Annotated in this window: 16 protein-coding genes; 7 read left to right on the top strand and 9 right to left on the bottom strand. The window is 71.6% G+C overall.

Going from position 1 to position 14,479, the window contains the following annotated elements; translation table 11 throughout:
* The first annotated feature begins 20 nt into the window (after window positions 1-20).
* Window positions 21-788: an exodeoxyribonuclease III gene (locus ACFHWU_RS21525; RefSeq protein ID WP_416556704.1), complete on the top strand. Its 768-nt coding sequence runs from the start codon at window positions 21-23 to the stop codon at window positions 786-788.
* 85 nt (window positions 789-873) lie between these two features.
* On the opposite strand, the gene gndA is transcribed toward ACFHWU_RS21525, so the two are convergent.
* From gndA to ACFHWU_RS21510, 3 genes are all read right to left on the bottom strand, one after another.
* Complete coding sequence (gndA, locus tag ACFHWU_RS21520) at window positions 874-2,307, bottom strand: NADP-dependent phosphogluconate dehydrogenase (protein WP_416556705.1); 1,434 nt, start codon at window positions 2,305-2,307, stop codon at window positions 874-876.
* A 207-nt stretch (window positions 2,308-2,514) separates the two neighbouring features.
* The gene (locus ACFHWU_RS21515) at window positions 2,515-3,132 is read right to left on the bottom strand and encodes a class F sortase (RefSeq protein ID WP_416591415.1); all 618 of its coding nucleotides are present in this window, start codon (window positions 3,130-3,132) and stop codon (window positions 2,515-2,517) included.
* Window positions 3,133-3,162: 30 nt separating this feature from the next.
* On the bottom strand, window positions 3,163-3,660 hold the full coding sequence (locus ACFHWU_RS21510) for a hypothetical protein (RefSeq protein WP_416556707.1): 498 nt from the start codon (window positions 3,658-3,660) through the stop codon (window positions 3,163-3,165).
* Between the two features lie 99 nt (window positions 3,661-3,759).
* On the opposite strand from ACFHWU_RS21510, the gene trmB reads away from it, so the two are divergent.
* Window positions 3,760-4,443 carry a tRNA (guanosine(46)-N7)-methyltransferase TrmB gene (gene trmB / locus ACFHWU_RS21505; protein WP_416556708.1) on the top strand — a complete coding sequence of 228 codons (684 nt, stop codon included), beginning with the start codon at window positions 3,760-3,762 and terminating at the stop codon, window positions 4,441-4,443.
* Window positions 4,444-4,845: 402 nt separating this feature from the next.
* A complete protein-coding gene (locus ACFHWU_RS21500) occupies window positions 4,846-7,365 on the top strand; it encodes a DEAD/DEAH box helicase (protein WP_416556709.1) in 2,520 nt (839 codons plus the stop codon).
* Between the two features lie 113 nt (window positions 7,366-7,478).
* Here the strand turns inward: ACFHWU_RS21500 and ACFHWU_RS21495 are convergent, their stop codons facing one another.
* Window positions 7,479-7,997, bottom strand: a complete 519-nt coding sequence (locus ACFHWU_RS21495; protein ID WP_416591414.1) for a hypothetical protein — start codon at window positions 7,995-7,997, stop codon at window positions 7,479-7,481.
* Between the two features lie 40 nt (window positions 7,998-8,037).
* Window positions 8,038-8,523, bottom strand: a complete 486-nt coding sequence (locus ACFHWU_RS21490) for an alpha/beta fold hydrolase (RefSeq protein WP_416591413.1) — start codon at window positions 8,521-8,523, stop codon at window positions 8,038-8,040.
* Window positions 8,524-8,579: 56 nt separating this feature from the next.
* Here ACFHWU_RS21490 and ACFHWU_RS21485 point away from each other — a divergent pair, with 56 nt between their 5' ends.
* Complete coding sequence (locus ACFHWU_RS21485; protein WP_416591422.1) at window positions 8,580-9,260, top strand: hypothetical protein; 681 nt, start codon at window positions 8,580-8,582, stop codon at window positions 9,258-9,260.
* An 82-nt stretch (window positions 9,261-9,342) separates the two neighbouring features.
* On the top strand, window positions 9,343-10,188 hold the full coding sequence (locus ACFHWU_RS21480) for an RluA family pseudouridine synthase (RefSeq protein WP_416556712.1): 846 nt from the start codon (window positions 9,343-9,345) through the stop codon (window positions 10,186-10,188).
* Between the two features lie 91 nt (window positions 10,189-10,279).
* On the opposite strand, the gene ACFHWU_RS21475 is transcribed toward ACFHWU_RS21480, so the two are convergent.
* The 4 genes from ACFHWU_RS21475 to ACFHWU_RS21460 all read right to left on the bottom strand — a co-directional run bounded on the left by ACFHWU_RS21475 (window position 10,280) and on the right by ACFHWU_RS21460 (window position 12,113).
* Complete coding sequence (locus ACFHWU_RS21475) at window positions 10,280-10,603, bottom strand: SDR family oxidoreductase (RefSeq protein ID WP_416568909.1); 324 nt, start codon at window positions 10,601-10,603, stop codon at window positions 10,280-10,282.
* Window positions 10,600-10,878: an SDR family NAD(P)-dependent oxidoreductase gene (locus ACFHWU_RS21470; RefSeq protein WP_416556713.1), complete on the bottom strand. Its 279-nt coding sequence runs from the start codon at window positions 10,876-10,878 to the stop codon at window positions 10,600-10,602. The genes ACFHWU_RS21475 and ACFHWU_RS21470 overlap by 4 nt, the downstream gene beginning before the upstream one ends.
* 265 nt (window positions 10,879-11,143) lie before the next feature.
* Complete coding sequence (locus ACFHWU_RS21465; RefSeq protein WP_416568898.1) at window positions 11,144-11,335, bottom strand: DUF397 domain-containing protein; 192 nt, start codon at window positions 11,333-11,335, stop codon at window positions 11,144-11,146.
* On the bottom strand, window positions 11,295-12,113 hold the full coding sequence (locus tag ACFHWU_RS21460) for a helix-turn-helix domain-containing protein (RefSeq protein WP_416591412.1): 819 nt from the start codon (window positions 12,111-12,113) through the stop codon (window positions 11,295-11,297). Before ACFHWU_RS21460 ends, ACFHWU_RS21465 begins: the two co-directional genes overlap by 41 nt.
* 157 nt (window positions 12,114-12,270) lie before the next feature.
* On the opposite strand from ACFHWU_RS21460, the gene ACFHWU_RS21455 reads away from it, so the two are divergent.
* Window positions 12,271-12,711 (top strand): hypothetical protein, encoded by a 441-nt coding sequence (locus ACFHWU_RS21455; RefSeq protein ID WP_416591411.1) that lies wholly within the window; start codon window positions 12,271-12,273, stop codon window positions 12,709-12,711.
* 540 nt (window positions 12,712-13,251) lie between these two features.
* Entirely contained in the window at window positions 13,252-14,418 is a 1,167-nt protein-coding gene (locus ACFHWU_RS21450) for a phosphotransferase (protein WP_416591410.1), read from the top strand.
* Window positions 14,419-14,479 lie beyond the last annotated feature (61 nt).

The following is a 14,479-nucleotide window of genomic DNA, read 5'->3' as shown; positions in this document are numbered from 1 at the left end:
TGTTGTGGCACGCTGGCCGGGTGCGGATCGCCACCTGGAACGTCAACTCGGTCAAGGCCCGGCTTAACCGGCTACTCGGCTGGCTGGCCGACACCGCCCCGGACGTCGTGTGTCTTCAGGAGACCAAGTGCTCGGCGGCCGCGTTTCCGGCCGCCGAGGTCGGTGACCTCGACTACGAGGTCGCGGCGCACGGTGACGGTCGCTGGAACGGCGTCGCGGTGCTGTCCCGGGTCGGGCTCGACGACGTACGGACCGGGTTCGACGCCGAGCCCGGCTTTCCGCTGCCGGAGGCCAGATCCGTCGCGGCGACCTGCGCCGGGGTCCGGGTCTGGTCGGTGTACGTGCCGAACGGGCGCAGCCCCGACTCGGCGCACTACACGTACAAGCTGGACTGGCTGGCCGGGCTGCGCCGCGCGCTCGCTGCGGAGGCCGCCACCGATCTGCTGGTCTGCGGCGACTTCAACGTCGCGCCCACCGACGTGGACGTGTGGGACCCGACGGTGTTCGCCGGATCCACCCACGTCACCCCGGCCGAACGGGCCGCGCTGGCCGACCTGCTCGCCCTCGGCCTGGTCGACGTGGTGCCACAACCGATGAAGGGCCCGCACCCGTACACCTACTGGGACTACCGGGCCGGGATGTTTCCGAAGAACATGGGCATGCGGATCGACCTTGTCTACGCCAGCGGCACCGTCAACCGGCGGGTCCGGGCGGCCTACGTGGACCGCGACGCCCGCAAGGGCCCGACCCCGTCCGACCACGCCCCGGTCGTCGTCGACCTGGCCTGAGCCACCGCTGCCGATCGCCGTGGCTGACGGGGTACGCCAGCCACGGCGACCGTACGGCCGGACCGGGTCAGTCGGCCGGGTCGGGTCAGCGAGACTCGACCTGGCTGCGGTCGTCGGCCCACAGCACGTGGAAGCTGCCCTCGGCGTCGACCCGGCGGTAGGTGTGCGCGCCGAAGAAGTCCCGCTGCCCCTGGATCAGGGCGGCCGGCAGCCGGGGCGCGCGCAGCCCGTCGTAGTAGGCCAGCGCGGAGGCGAACCCGGGAGCCGGCACCCCGATCTGCGCGGCGGTCGCCACCACCCGGCGCCAGCCCTGCTGGGCACCGGCCAGCGCCTCGGCGAAGTACCCGTCGGTCAGCAGCGTCGGTAGCTGCGGCGCTGTGGCGTAGGCCGCCCGGATCTTGTCCAGGAACGCGGCCCGGATGATGCAGCCGCCGCGCCAGATCCGGGCCACCGCGCCGAGGTCGATGTCCCAGTCGTACTCGGCGCTGCCCGCCTGGATCTGGTGGAAGCCCTGCGCGTACGCGACAATCTTCGACGCGTACAGCGCCTGCTCGACGTCGGCGATCAGCTCGTCGGCCGAACCGGCCCAGCTCTCCACCGGGCCCGGCAGGTCGGCGGCGGCGGCCCGGATGTCGGCGTGGCCGGACAGCGACCGGGCGAAGACCGCCTCGGAGATGCCGCTCACCGGCACCCCGAGGTCGAGGGCACCCTGCACGGTCCACCGGCCGGTGCCCTTCTGGCCGGCCTGGTCCAGCACGACGTCGACGAACGGCTTGCCGGTGACGGCATCGTTGTGGCCGAGCACCTCGGCGGTGATCTCGATCAGGTACGAGGAGAGCCGACCGGAGTTCCAGCTGCGGAACACGTCGGCGATCTGCACCGGGGTGAGCCCACCGGCGCGGCGCAGCAGGTCGTACGCCTCACCGATGAGCTGCATGTCGGCGTACTCGATGCCGTTGTGGACCATCTTGACGAAGTGGCCGGCGCCGTCCGGGCCGATCCGCACGCAGCACGGCGTGCCGTCGACCTTGGCCGAGATGTCCTCCAGCAGCGGACCGAGCGCGGCGTACGACTCGACCGAACCGCCGGGCATGATGCTCGGCCCGTGCAGGGCGCCCTCCTCGCCACCGGAGACGCCGGTGCCGACGAAGTGCAGGCCGCGTTCGCGCAGCTCCGCCTCCCGCCGGCGGGTGTCCAGGAAGTGGGCGTTGCCGCCATCGATGATCATGTCGTCCGGCTCCAGCAGGGGCGCGAACTCGTTGATCACCGCGTCGGTGGCGGCCCCCGCGTTGACCATGATCACCACACGGCGGGGCCGTTCCAACGAGGCCACGAAATCGGCGGGGCTCTCCGCCGGCAGGAAGGTGCCCTCGTGGCCGAACTCGGCCATCATCTCCTTGGTCCGGCCGACCGACCGGTTGTGGACCGCCACCACATGGCCGTGCCGCGCGAGGTTACGGGCCAGGTTACGGCCCATCACCCCCAGACCGGTGACCCCGATCTGCGCCGTCTGGCTCATGAATCCTCCTCGGTGCTGCTGGATGTGCTGGCTATCTTTCCGCCTTCCGGATGGCGGGACACTCCGGGGCGGCCGGCGGTGGTGGAGGCCCGTCCGCACGCCCGCCCCGGAGTGGGACCGCAGCGGGCGCGACCAGAGGTACGGCGTCCGTCCGGCAACGGTTCACCGGCCGACCCGCAGGCAGCTGTCACAGGCCCGGCTGACGCCTCAACTGTCCCTGGTCTGCACCAGGGAGGCGAACACCACGATGTTGTCCGCGTACCCGATGCCGTCACCCAGCCACTCGCCACCGCAGGTGATCAGCCGCAGGCCGGGCCGAGCGTAGTCGCCGTACACCTGCTCGATCGGCAACTCGTCCTTGCCGAAGTAATCGACCGAGTTGACCTCGAAGACGGCCACCACCCGGTCCCGCCGGGTCACCTCGACGGTCGCCCCCGGCTCGATGTCGGCCAGATCATGGAAGACCGACGGCCCGTCCCGGGTGTCGGCATGCCCGACGATGATCGCCGGCCCGAACTGACCGGGCGTCGGCCCCCCGTCGTACCAGCCGGCCTGGTTGTGCCGGTGCAGCGCCGGTACGGCGATCGACCCGTCGTCGGCGAGCCCGACCGAGTGCACCGGGGCGCGGATGTCGAGCGACGGGACGGCGATGCGGATCGGCCGGCTCGGCTCCAGCACCGGGAACTCCCGGGGCGGCGGATTGTTGCCGCCGGCCAGGATGTCCCGCCAGTTGCCGTCGCCGCCGGAACCGATCGCGAAGAGCCCGACCAGCACCAGCACGATCGCGGCCGGCCCGGTCCAGCCCCGGCCACCGCCCTTCGCCACGGCCCGTCCCCTCCCCTGCCGCGCGCCCGGTCAGGCCGACCGGCGCCGACGCAGGGTCAGTACGCCGAGCACCGCACCGGCGGCCAGCGCGACCACACCTACCCCGGTCAGCAGGCCGCCGGCACCGTCGTCACCGGCGGTGCCACCGAAGCCGGTGGCCGGGCCACGACTGGGCCGGGTCGGATCCAGCACGTACAGCGTGGTGGCCGCCGACCGGTCGTCCGGGCAGGTCAACCGCACCCGGTAGCTGCCCGCCTCGGTCTCGGCCGGCACGGTCACCGCCGCGGTGAGCTCCTCGAACTGCGGACGCACCTCGACGCTGCCGAACGCGTCGGACTCGACGGTGGCCGGCGCGGTGTTGTCGGTACAGCTGGCCCGGATGCCCACCAGGTAACCGGACTCCACCGTGCTCGGATTGAGATCGACGAACACGTCGGCGGCCCGGGCCGGGGCCGCGCCGAGCAGCCCGCCGATGACCGCGAGAGTCACGCCCAGCCCCACGGTGGCCAGTGAACGGCGTACGGACATCGGTCACCATCCTCTCCGCGACGCTGCCGGGATCCTCTCACCACGCAGCCCTGGATGACACCCCGGACACGCTCGGTGTCGGAGATAGGCTGTCGCCACGTGAGCATCCGCACCTACCACCCGCGCCGGGGACGGCTCAGCAGCCGACACCACGACGCGCTCGACCGGCTGTCCGACGCGTACCGGACCGTGGTCGCCGAGCTGCCGGCGCCGCTGGACCCGGCGGCGTTGTTCGGCCGGACGGCACCGGTGGTGCTCGACATCGGTTTCGGCATGGGCGACGCCACCGCGACGATGGCGGCGGCCGACCGCGACCGCGACTACCTGGCCGTCGAGGTGCACACCCCGGGCATCGCGAACCTGCTGGCGCTGATCGAACAGCACGCGCTGACCAACGTCCGGGTTGCCACCGGCGACGCCCTCGACCTGGCCCGCCGCTGCCTGCCCGAACGCAGCCTGGACGCGGTGCACGCGTTCTTCCCCGACCCGTGGCCGAAGGCCCGCCACCACAAGCGGCGACTGGTCCGACCCGAGCATGTGGCGCTGCTGCGCTCCCGGCTGCGGCCCGGTGGGCGGCTGCACTGCGCCACCGACTGGGCGCCGTACGCCGAGGCGATGCTGGCCACCCTGACCGCCGACCCGCAGCTGCGCAACCTGCACGACGGGTACGCGCCCCGGCCGGCGTACCGGCCGGAGACGAAGTTCGAACGGCGCGGGGTCCGCGCCGGCCGACCTGCGCTGGACCTGGTCTTCGAACGCGTCATGGGTACGCCCGACGGCTGACGGGCGTACCCATGTTGGCGGCCGACGGCGGCGGCAGGCAGGATGGACAGACTTGACATCTCCCCCTGCTGAGGCAGGGAGATTCAACCCTCACGGATCGAGTTTTCTGCTTCGCCGACCACAGCCGACCCGAATCAACGGCGAGGGACGGGGTACCGCCCATCGGTCTTACACAGTCTCCACAGACGTTACTTCCCACCAGCCCGGCGGTAGGCCCGACCGGCTTGGTTGTCACCGGAAAGGCAACACCACGTTAGCACACTTGTTCGCATGCCGGATGTCCCGGTGTGCGGGTAGTGGACGTCGATCCGCCCCGGCGGCGAATCGACTTTCCCTGCCATGCTCCACAGGAGTCCGTTTCCTCCCCGGCCGCAACGCCGGAGTATCCACGGAAGGCATCTGATGACGCAGACCGCCCCGACCCTGACCGACCTGCTGCCGCGCGGCGCGGACCCGGACGCCGTCTACGAGGCGTTCGCCGGCTGGGCGGCCGGCCGTGGCCTGGAGCTGTACCCGCACCAGGACGAGGCGCTGATCGAGATCGTCTCCGGGGCGAACGTCATCCTGAACACCCCGACCGGCTCGGGCAAGAGCCTGGTCGCCACCGGCGCGCACTTCGCGGCCCTGGCCGACGACCGGGTCACCTTCTACACCGCGCCGATCAAGGCGCTGGTGTCGGAGAAGTTCTTCGCGCTCTGCGAGATCTTCGGCGCGTCCGAGGTGGGGATGCTCACCGGTGACGCCAGCGTCAACGCCGACGCGCCGATCATCTGCTGCACCGCCGAGATCCTGGCCAACCTGGCGTTGCGCGACGGTTCCGCCGCCGACGTCGGCCAGGTGGTGATGGACGAGTTTCACTTCTACGCCGAGCCGGACCGGGGCTGGGCGTGGCAGGTGCCGCTGATCGAGCTGCCGCAGGCCCAGTTCGTGCTGATGTCGGCGACGCTCGGTGACGTGACCCGGTTCGTCGACGACCTGACCCGGCGGACCGGGCGGGCCACCGCCGTGGTCTCCTCGGCGCAGCGGCCGGTGCCGCTGATGTTCACCTACGCGACGACACCGCTGCACGAGACCCTGGAAGAGCTGCTCAGTACCCACCAGGCCCCGGTGTACGTGGTCCACTTCACCCAGGCGGCGGCGCTGGAGCGGGCCCAGGCGCTGATGAGCATCAACGTGTGCACCCGGGCGGAGAAGGACGCGATCGCCGCGGCGATCGGCAACTTCCGGTTCTCCTCCGGCTTCGGACGCACCCTGTCCCGGCTGGTCCGCCACGGCATCGGGGTGCACCACGCCGGCATGCTGCCCAAGTACCGCCGACTGGTGGAGACCCTCGCCCAGGCCGGGCTACTCAAGGTCATCTGCGGCACCGACACCCTCGGCGTCGGGATCAACGTGCCGATCCGCACGGTGCTGTTCACCGGCCTGTCCAAGTACGACGGGGTACGCACCCGACTGCTCAAGGCCCGCGAATTCCACCAGATCGCCGGGCGGGCCGGGCGGGCCGGGTTTGACACCCTCGGCACCGTGGTGGTGCAGGCCCCGGAGCACGTCATCGAGAACGAAAAGGCGCTCGCCAAGGCCGGTGACGACCCGAAGAAGCGGCGCAAGGTGGTCCGTAAGAAGCCGCCGGAGGGGTCGATCGGCTGGGGGAAACCGACCTTCGAGCGGCTGGTCGAGGCCGAGCCGGAGCCGTTGACCTCCAGCTTCCGGGTCAGCCACGCGATGCTGCTCAACGTGATCAGCCGGCCCGGCGACGCGTTCACCGCGATGCGGCATCTGCTCACCGACAACCACGAGGACCGGGCGGCGCAGCGCCGGCACATCCGCCGGGCGATCGCCATCTACCGGGCGCTGCGCGCCGGCGGGGTGGTCGAGCAGCTACCCGAGCCGGACGCCGAGGGCCGGCGGGTCCGACTCACCGTGGACCTGCAACTCGACTTCGCGCTCAACCAGCCGCTGTCGCCGTTCGCGCTGGCCGCGATCGAACTGCTCGACGTGGAGTCGCCGACGTACCCGCTCGACGTGCTGTCGATCATCGAGGCGACGTTGGACGACCCCCGGCAGATCCTCTCCGCGCAGCAGCACAAGGCCCGCGGCGAGGCGGTCGCGCAGATGAAGGCCGACGGCATCGAGTACGAGGCCCGCCTGGAACTGCTCGACGAGGTCACCCACCCGAAGCCGCTGGCCGAGCTGCTGGAGATGGCGTACGAGACGTACCGGCAGGGGCATCCGTGGGTGGCCGACTACGAGCTGGCGCCCAAGTCGGTGGTCCGCGACCTGTACGAGCGGGCGATGACCTTCGTCGAGTACGTCAACTTCTACGGGCTGTCCCGGTCGGAAGGTCTGGTGCTGCGGTACCTGGCCGACGCGTACCGGGCCCTGCGCCAGACGGTGCCCGACGACGCCAAGACCGAGGAGCTGGTCGACCTCATCGAGTGGCTGGGTGAGCTGGTCCGCCAGGTCGACTCCAGTCTGATCGACGAGTGGGAGCGGCTGCGCAACCCGACCGACGACCCCGAGGCCGCAGTGGTTGCCGACGACCGGCCGCCGGCGGTCACCGGCAACCCCCGGGCCTTCCGGGTGCTGGTCCGCAACGCGCTGTTCCGCCGGGTGGAGCTGGCCGCGTTGCGCCGCTACGACGAGCTCGGCGAGCTGGACGCCGACTCCGGCTGGGACGCCGACGCCTGGGCCGACGCGCTGGAGCCCTACTTCGACGAGTACGACGAGATCGGCACCGGACCGGACGCCCGTGGACCGGCGCTGCTGCTGATCACGCAGGAGCGGGAGCGTTGGCTGGTCCGGCAGATCTTCGCCGACCCGGCCGAGGACCACGACTGGGGAATCAGCGCGGAGGTCGACCTCGCCGCCTCGGACGAGGCGGGCAGCGCGGTGCTGCACGTCACCGCCGTCGGTCAGCTCTGACGGTCAGCGTCGCTATCCCGCGCCGCGACCAGAGCTGAGTGATCACTTGCGCGAAATTCGGCCGACACGCCGGTAGCTGCCCTGCAGGACGTCAAGTGATCATGGCGGTGACCTCACCGGGCACGCCCGGCGATCGGGACGGACGCCTCGACGGCAAGAACGGCGTCGGCCGGGCCCAGTGAGGTCACCAGCAACCCCCTATCGTCCGGCGTTGCCACTGAATCCGCGACGATGAACACCCCGTTGTGGACCCCGACGCGGACGGCCGCACCTCCCGACGACCGCACCAGGACCGCACGCGCGTCCGGCAGGGGAACCGTCCCCACGTACGCCTCGAACACCTCGGCGACGGTGAACTGATCACCCCCGCTCCCGGCGCCGATGAATGCCTCGTGCTCGCCGTCGACCAGGCGCTGCACGTACCAGCTGCCCGGTTGCACCCAGAGCCGCATCGTGCGGTCGTCACCGAGGTCGACGGTGTCGACGACGACGTGACCGGCGGGTGGCCGCCACGACTCAGCCGGCCCCGGCTCGTCGCGCGGGACCAGGCTGACGACCACAGCCAACGCCGGTGCGACACCGACCAGGCCGGCGACGCTACGGATGTTGCCCCGGGTCGCCGAGTTGTCCATTTGTCGATACTGCCATCCGGCACTGTCTGGTGAAGACCCGTCAGGACCGGCCCTCGGCACCAGCCGTCTCGGCCAGGAACGGGAGCATGAGCGCGACCACCTGGTCGGGAAACTGGGTGTGCGGGTAGTGCCCGGCTCCGTCGATCATCGCCACCGTACCCAGACCGGCGGGCAGCGCCGCGACGATCGCCTCACCTTCGGCACGCGGGTCGGCCCAGTCCGGGTCAAGCGTCCCTTCGACGATCAGTACCCGGCAGCGGACGTTGCCGAGCTGCGCACCGGCGTCGGCCGGGCTGGACTGGCCCATCTTCTGCAGCACCTTCATCCGGCCGAACTCACGCAGGCGGGCCTCGGTCCGGGCCAGCTGCTCGGACCAGTCGGCCGGCCGGTGCCCGGGGAAGGCGACGTCGAGGTAGCGCAGCCACTGTCTGACGCTGCCGAACACGCCGGCGCCCAGCAGCCGGCCGAGGCCACCGGGCGGCCACAGACGCGGCGCAGCGTGATCAAAGACTGGGCGCAGCGTCACCTCTCGATTAGAATGGGTGTACTAATCCGGCTCCTGACCTGGGAAGGAACGCCGTGATCGCACCCCCTCCTGCCACCGCTTCGACCCCCACCGCAGCACCGACCAACCCCGCCCCGGTCCCGTACGCGACTCTGCTCGGTTTCACCCGCTATGTCGGGCAGTCCGGGCCGGCGAAGGCAACCTTCGTCGGCGGGCTGCGCCGGCAGCGGGTCAGCCGCTCCGGGTTCAACCCACACGGGCAGCTGGTCAAGGCGCTCAAGGCCGACATTCGGTTCCGCACCGGCGGCAGCCACCTGGCCGCCGTGGTCGGTCAGGTCGCCCAGCGCTGGCAGCCGCTGTACGCCACCCTCGTCCCGGGTGCCCAGCGCTACCTGGAGTCGCTGGGAGACCTGAGCCAGGTGGAGCTGGCGCAGACCCACGACGCACTCGGCATGGTCGGCAACCTTCCCGTCAAGGTCAACCCCCACTTCGGCCTGCGGTACGCCGACGGGCACGCCGAGGCGGTCCGGATCCACTTCGACGACCAGCCACCCAGCCCCGACGCGTACACCGCGGCCCTGCACCTGATGGCCCGGCACATGGACCAGGTGCTGCCGCACGCCGAGCCGGTCCTGGTCGACCTACGGCGCGGCACCACCTTCCGGCGTCCGGACGTCACCTCCCGCCCCGACCAGGTGGAGCGCTGGCTGGCCGGTGAGGCCGCCGCCTTCACCGCCATCTGGTCCACCGCCGGCTGAGCCGTCCGGCGCATCGCCTCTCGATGCGAGCGCAGGGTGCGCCGGGGGTACGCCGCCACGTGCGGCGTATCCTCGGCCACCGGTGAACCTGTGGACCGAACTTCGCGCCGGTGCCGTCCTGTTCGAGGACGACACCGCCCTGGTGTTGAACAAGCCTTCCGGTGTGTCGGTGATGGGCGAACGGCACGGCACCGACCTGGCCCGCCTCGCCGAGGAGGCCGGTGAGCCGGTCTTCCCGGTGCACCGCATCGACAAGAACACCTCCGGGGCGATCCTGTTCGCCAAACAGCTGCGCCACCACGGCGACCTGACCCGGCAGTTCAACCGCCGTACCGTGGAGAAGGTCTATCTGGCCGTGGTGTCGGCCGCCGCCACCGATGCCGATGCCGCTCGCGCGCCGCTGCCCGACGTCGGCGTCGTCGACCTGCCGCTGAGCGTGGGCCGCAAGAACCGGGTCCGGGTCGCCGGTAACCGCGCCGACATCGGCTTCGACGCCGCCGCCGCGCGCTGGTCGCTCGCCGCCGGGGCCGAGTTCGACCACGTCAAGACCTATCCGTCGCAGAGCCGGATCACCGCCGTCACCGCCGGGTCCGACGGGGGCACCACCGGATCCGGTACGGCGGCAGCCGACGCCACGCACCGGCTGCTCGCCGTCGCGCCGCTGACCGGCCGCCGGCATCAGATCCGGGTGCACCTGGCCTGGATCGGCCACCCGATCGTCGGTGACCCGCTGTTCGACCGGGCCGCCGCTGCCAACGGCATGCGGACCCATCTGCACGCCTGGCGACTCGGCTTCGACACCACAGCCGGCAAGCGGGTCGACGTGACAGCGCCGCCGGACCCCGACTTCTGGCAGCCGGTGTCCGGCGGCGCACCCGCCCGGACCGAGCTGGACCGGGCGTACCAGCGGTTGCGCGGGTCCGGCTGACCTGGCGGACATCCGCGCCCCACTGGCCCGGCAGCGCGTCCGGCGGCTGCGGCGAAACCGTCCGGTGGGGCGCTGCCTCTCCGGTGGCGGGTCAGCTGGTCCAGCCGCCGTCCGAGGTGATGACGGCGCCGTTGACGTTGACCGCCTCGTCGCTGCCGAGCCAGGCGACCAGGGTCGCGACCTCGTCCGGTGCGGCGGTCCGGGTCACGTGACCGGCGAAGGACTTCGACAGTCGCTCGTACGCCCATTCGACCTTCGGTTGGGCGCTGCGGCCGATGTTCGTCTCCACCCCGCCGGGGCAGACAGCGTTGGTCCGGATGCCGTCCGCGCCGTACAGGAACGCCGTCGAACGGGTCAGTCCGATCAGGCCGTGCTTCGACGCCACGTACGCGGACCCGGCGACCGAACCGGTCAGCCCACCGATCGAGGCGATGTTGACGATCGCCCGCCGGGCAGCCGGGTGACCAGTTCGTCGATGTCGGCCTGCACGGTCACATCGGCGGTGACCAGGTCGGCGGCGTGTCCGGCGGCGGCAAGCAGCTTGCCGGTGCCGTCCAGCCCATCGGTGTCGACGTCGCAGCCGACCACCGTCGCTCCCTCTGCGGCCAGCCGCAGCGCCACCGCCCGACCGATGCCGGAGCCGGCGCCGGTGACCAGCGCGACCTTACCCGCGTACCGCTGCTCGGACATGGGTTCCGCCTCCTGTGGCGGCGCGGTCCGGACCGGTCGCCCGGACCCGCCCACGTCCACCCTTTCCCGGTGGGATCCCGGCCAGCCAGGCCCAAGGTCACGACCTTTCGGGCCGACCGGATCAGCCCCGGCCTTCGGAACGTTGATCCGCGCAGTCGAGGGAACCGTCATTGTCGTCAAACCGGCCCGGAGACAACCATGTGGGTGCCCTCGACCGTGGCCACTCGACGCAGGCTCGCGCTGCCACGACCACCGCCAAGATCAGTTAAATGGCATGCTTGGTCGAGGCGACAAAGCGGGACCAGGCCGACGGGGCGAAGGTCAACGTCCCGCCGGCACGGTCCTTGCTGTCCCGGACCAGCACCCGGCCGGGCAGGTTGTCGGCGACCTCGACACAGGCACCGCCGTTGCTGCCGCTACGGGTGGACGTGCGCCACACCGGCTCGCTCATGCTCATCGATCACTCTCAGGATCAGGTCACGGGACTGGTTACAGGGCAGTGCCCGCGCGCAGATCATCTCCCAGGCGAGCACCAGGTGGCGGAGCTTGTCGGCGGTCTCGCAGACCCGCCCCGCGACTTGGTCTTCAATGTACGCCGCCGTTCCGCCGTCCGGCAGGGTCGCCAACACGAACGCCCCGGTCAGGCCCGGATGCAGCCCGGCGGAGAACGGCAGGACGCGCACGTGCACGGTCTGCCGGTGGCCGATGTCGACCAGATGCTCCAGCTGGTCCTTCATCAGCGCCGACGGACCGACCCGCAGCGCCGCCTCGCCGATGATCGCGGTCAGCGGCACCGGGTGCGGGTGTGCCCGCTCCAGCGCCGCCGTCTGCCGCTCCAGCCGCTCCCGGGTCATCTCCTCGATCTGCACCTCGGTGTGCGTGCCAGCGGAGATGACCTCCCGGGCGTACGCCTCGGTCTGCAGCAGCCCCGGGATGAGCGAGTGCTCGAACCAACGCAGCTGCACCGCCCGGGACTCGTTCAGCTTCCACGGACGCATCCACGGAGCGACCGCCTCGCCGCGCGCCTGCTCGGCCAGCCGGCGCAGCTCGTCGCCGGTGCCGAGCACCCGGTCCAGGTTGACCGCCAGGTCGTCGGGCGGCAGTGAGCGCCCCGTCTCGTAGTGGCCGATCTGCGAACCGGTCACGTGCACCTGTGAGCCGAGCGCGTCCTGCGACAACCCTTTCTCGGTCCGCCGCAACCGCAGGATATGCCGAAACTCATTCACATTCGCCATCTGTTCCCCCACGACGATGAAGTAGTGACCCTATTACCGCCACACATCTTCCTGGCCGGGACACGGATAGTCCAGGGTGGAAGTCAGACCCGGAGGGAATGACCGGCAAGCGTTCCCTCCGGGGCACCCGAATCGCACTCTCCACGTAGGGGGAACAGTGCCCAGGAACGATGGAATCGGCGGGACGCCCCGGCTCGCCCGGTACACCTCGATCGGTACGCCACGCAATGTCGACTTGACACCGAACCGGCCTCCGCTGCCGAAGCGAACCCCTGGGCAGATCGACCCGGACCGCGACTGGCCGTTCCAGCTCAACGGCGCTCAGCCACGCTCCGCCGCGCTGGAAGCGGCGATCCGGCAGGCGAACGAGACGGCTCGTACGCATATCCCGAACCGGACCACCGGCGAGTGCCACCGGTGCGGCGGGGTGGTCGCGCCGTGCCGGCCGTCGCTGCGCGCCCTCGCCATCCTGGACCGGTGGGACCTGAGCTCGGCGCGACGGGTCCGGGCGGTGCTGCACCTCTCCGGCCTGATGCCGGCCGGCTATCCGCACGACAACGCAGGCAACGACCAGGGTGACGACGTCAACGACGAGTGACCAGCCCCCGTAGACACCCGGGGTGCTCCGCTCCCCCGCTCGCCGCGACCGGTCCCATGACGGTCCTCTCCCCAGCCCCCGGCCGGGAGGGTCCGCCACGACGGCCGGTCCAGCGCGGCCGACCGGCCGCGTTCCCTGCCCGGGAGGCACCACCGAATGGGCGGGCGACGGAGCACCCCGGGCCATTCCCGACGTCCGCACGGGATCCTGGCGCATCGATCCGCACGGGATCCTGGCGCATCGATGTGAGGCTGAGATACCTATTCCGCGCCAGATAACGTATCTCAGCCTCACATCGCGGAGCGGCCGGGCGGGGAAGCGGCGGGGGCGGGAAGCGGGGAGCGGCGGGCAGAAAGCGACGGACAGCGCGCGGGGCAGTCGACGGCAGCGCCGTGGCCGGTTAAGCTCACCGGCAGCGCGTCGGGGATCGCGCCGAGACTCGCCGGAAGGCTCGAAGCCACCCCAGGTCCGAGGTTCGGGCGACGGACGCCGGAGCTCTGAATCCGCCCGTGCGAGTCCGGGCGCAGAGCGAGGTTTCCCGTGAAGACGCTCCCCGACAATCCGCACCTGGATCACCTGCGGCAACAGGCCAAGGAACTGCTGGCCGGGCTGCGTGACGTCGATCCGACCGCGACCCTGGCCGACGCGCAGGCGGCGCTGGCCGGTCAGTACGGCTTCCATACCTGGCCGGAGCTCAAGGCCGAGGTCGACCGGATGCACGGGCAGGCCGACACCGCCGACCCGTCGCTTGCCCGGGCGGTCGCGGACCGCTTCGACCTGGGCAGCGTCGCCGGCCCGATGCGCTCGCTGGCCCGCCCGGACGACATCGGTCGCCGCTGGTCGATCACCACCGACCGGGGCCGCTTCACCATCCGTACGATGGACACCTGGCTGCCGATCGTCGACGCCGACACCGACGTCGCCCTGCAGCTGGCCGCCGCAGCGGCCGGTGTGCTGCTGCCGACCCCGGTACGCAGCCGCGACGGCGAGGTCGTCGAGTCCGTAGGTGGTCACCGGTGGCGGGCGTACCACCAGCTGCCGGCCGGGCCGCCGCTCGCGGCCCCGGTGAGTGCGGCGGTCGCCGGTGCGGTCGGCGACGTACTCGCCACGCTGCACGGCCTGGCGTTGCCGGTCGACCGGGTCAGCCCGTGGCACGCCAGACGGCTCGGTCCGGCCAGTTGGGCCGGGCTGGCGGCCACCGCGACCGCCCGGCAGGCACCCTGGGCCGGGCAGCTGGCGGCGGCGGTGCCGGCCCTGGAGGACCTGGCGGCGGTCGGCCGCGACGTGCCGGTGCCGGATCCGGTGCTGACCCACAACACGCTCGGGCCGGCGCAGACCCGGCTCGCCCCCGACGGTCGCCTCGTCGTCGTCGGCTGGGAGCACGCCGGTGGCCAGCCGCCGGCATGGGAGGTGGCGAACGCACTGCTGGACTGGGCGGTCGCCCCGCACGGTCGGGTCGACGCCGTCGGTGCGCGGGCGCTGGTCGACGGCTACCGTCGGCGGGCCGGTGGCGTGCCGACACGGTGCCTGGCCGATTTCCGGGGCGCGGCGACCGGTCTGGTCAACTACGTGTACGAGCAGGTCGAGGCGGCGTTGGCGGCGGAGACGACCGAGGATCGGCGGTACGCCGACCGCGGCGTCCGCCACCTGCTGACGCACCTGCCGACCCGTACCACCTTGGAGCGCCTGCTCGACGCGGTGGCCTGAGCCAGGGACGGGTGGCCGGAAACCCAGGCGACCGGGCGAGGGGCGGCGGGTATCGTGGGCA

This window comes from Micromonospora sp. LOL_015 (assembly GCF_048060275.1).
Taxonomy (GTDB): Bacteria; Actinomycetota; Actinomycetes; order Mycobacteriales; family Micromonosporaceae; genus Micromonospora_E.
This window is presented reverse-complemented; position numbering and strand designations above follow the sequence as displayed.

Bases quoted from the DNA above. Each gene is read 5' to 3' on its own strand.
- gndA (WP_416556705.1), bottom strand. From the start codon at position 2,307: ATGAGCCAGACGGCGCAGATCGGGGTCACCGGTCTGGGGGTGATGGGC.
- ACFHWU_RS21510 (WP_416556707.1), bottom strand. From the start codon at position 3,660: ATGTCCGTACGCCGTTCACTGGCCACCGTGGGGCTGGGCGTGACTCTC.
- ACFHWU_RS21500 (WP_416556709.1), top strand. From the start codon at position 4,846: ATGACGCAGACCGCCCCGACCCTGACCGACCTGCTGCCGCGCGGCGCG.
- ACFHWU_RS21495 (WP_416591414.1), bottom strand. From the start codon at position 7,997: ATGGACAACTCGGCGACCCGGGGCAACATCCGTAGCGTCGCCGGCCTG.
- ACFHWU_RS21470 (WP_416556713.1), bottom strand. From the start codon at position 10,878: ATGTCCGAGCAGCGGTACGCGGGTAAGGTCGCGCTGGTCACCGGCGCC.
- ACFHWU_RS21465 (WP_416568898.1), bottom strand. From the start codon at position 11,335: ATGAGCATGAGCGAGCCGGTGTGGCGCACGTCCACCCGTAGCGGCAGC.
- ACFHWU_RS21460 (WP_416591412.1), bottom strand. From the start codon at position 12,113: ATGGCGAATGTGAATGAGTTTCGGCATATCCTGCGGTTGCGGCGGACC.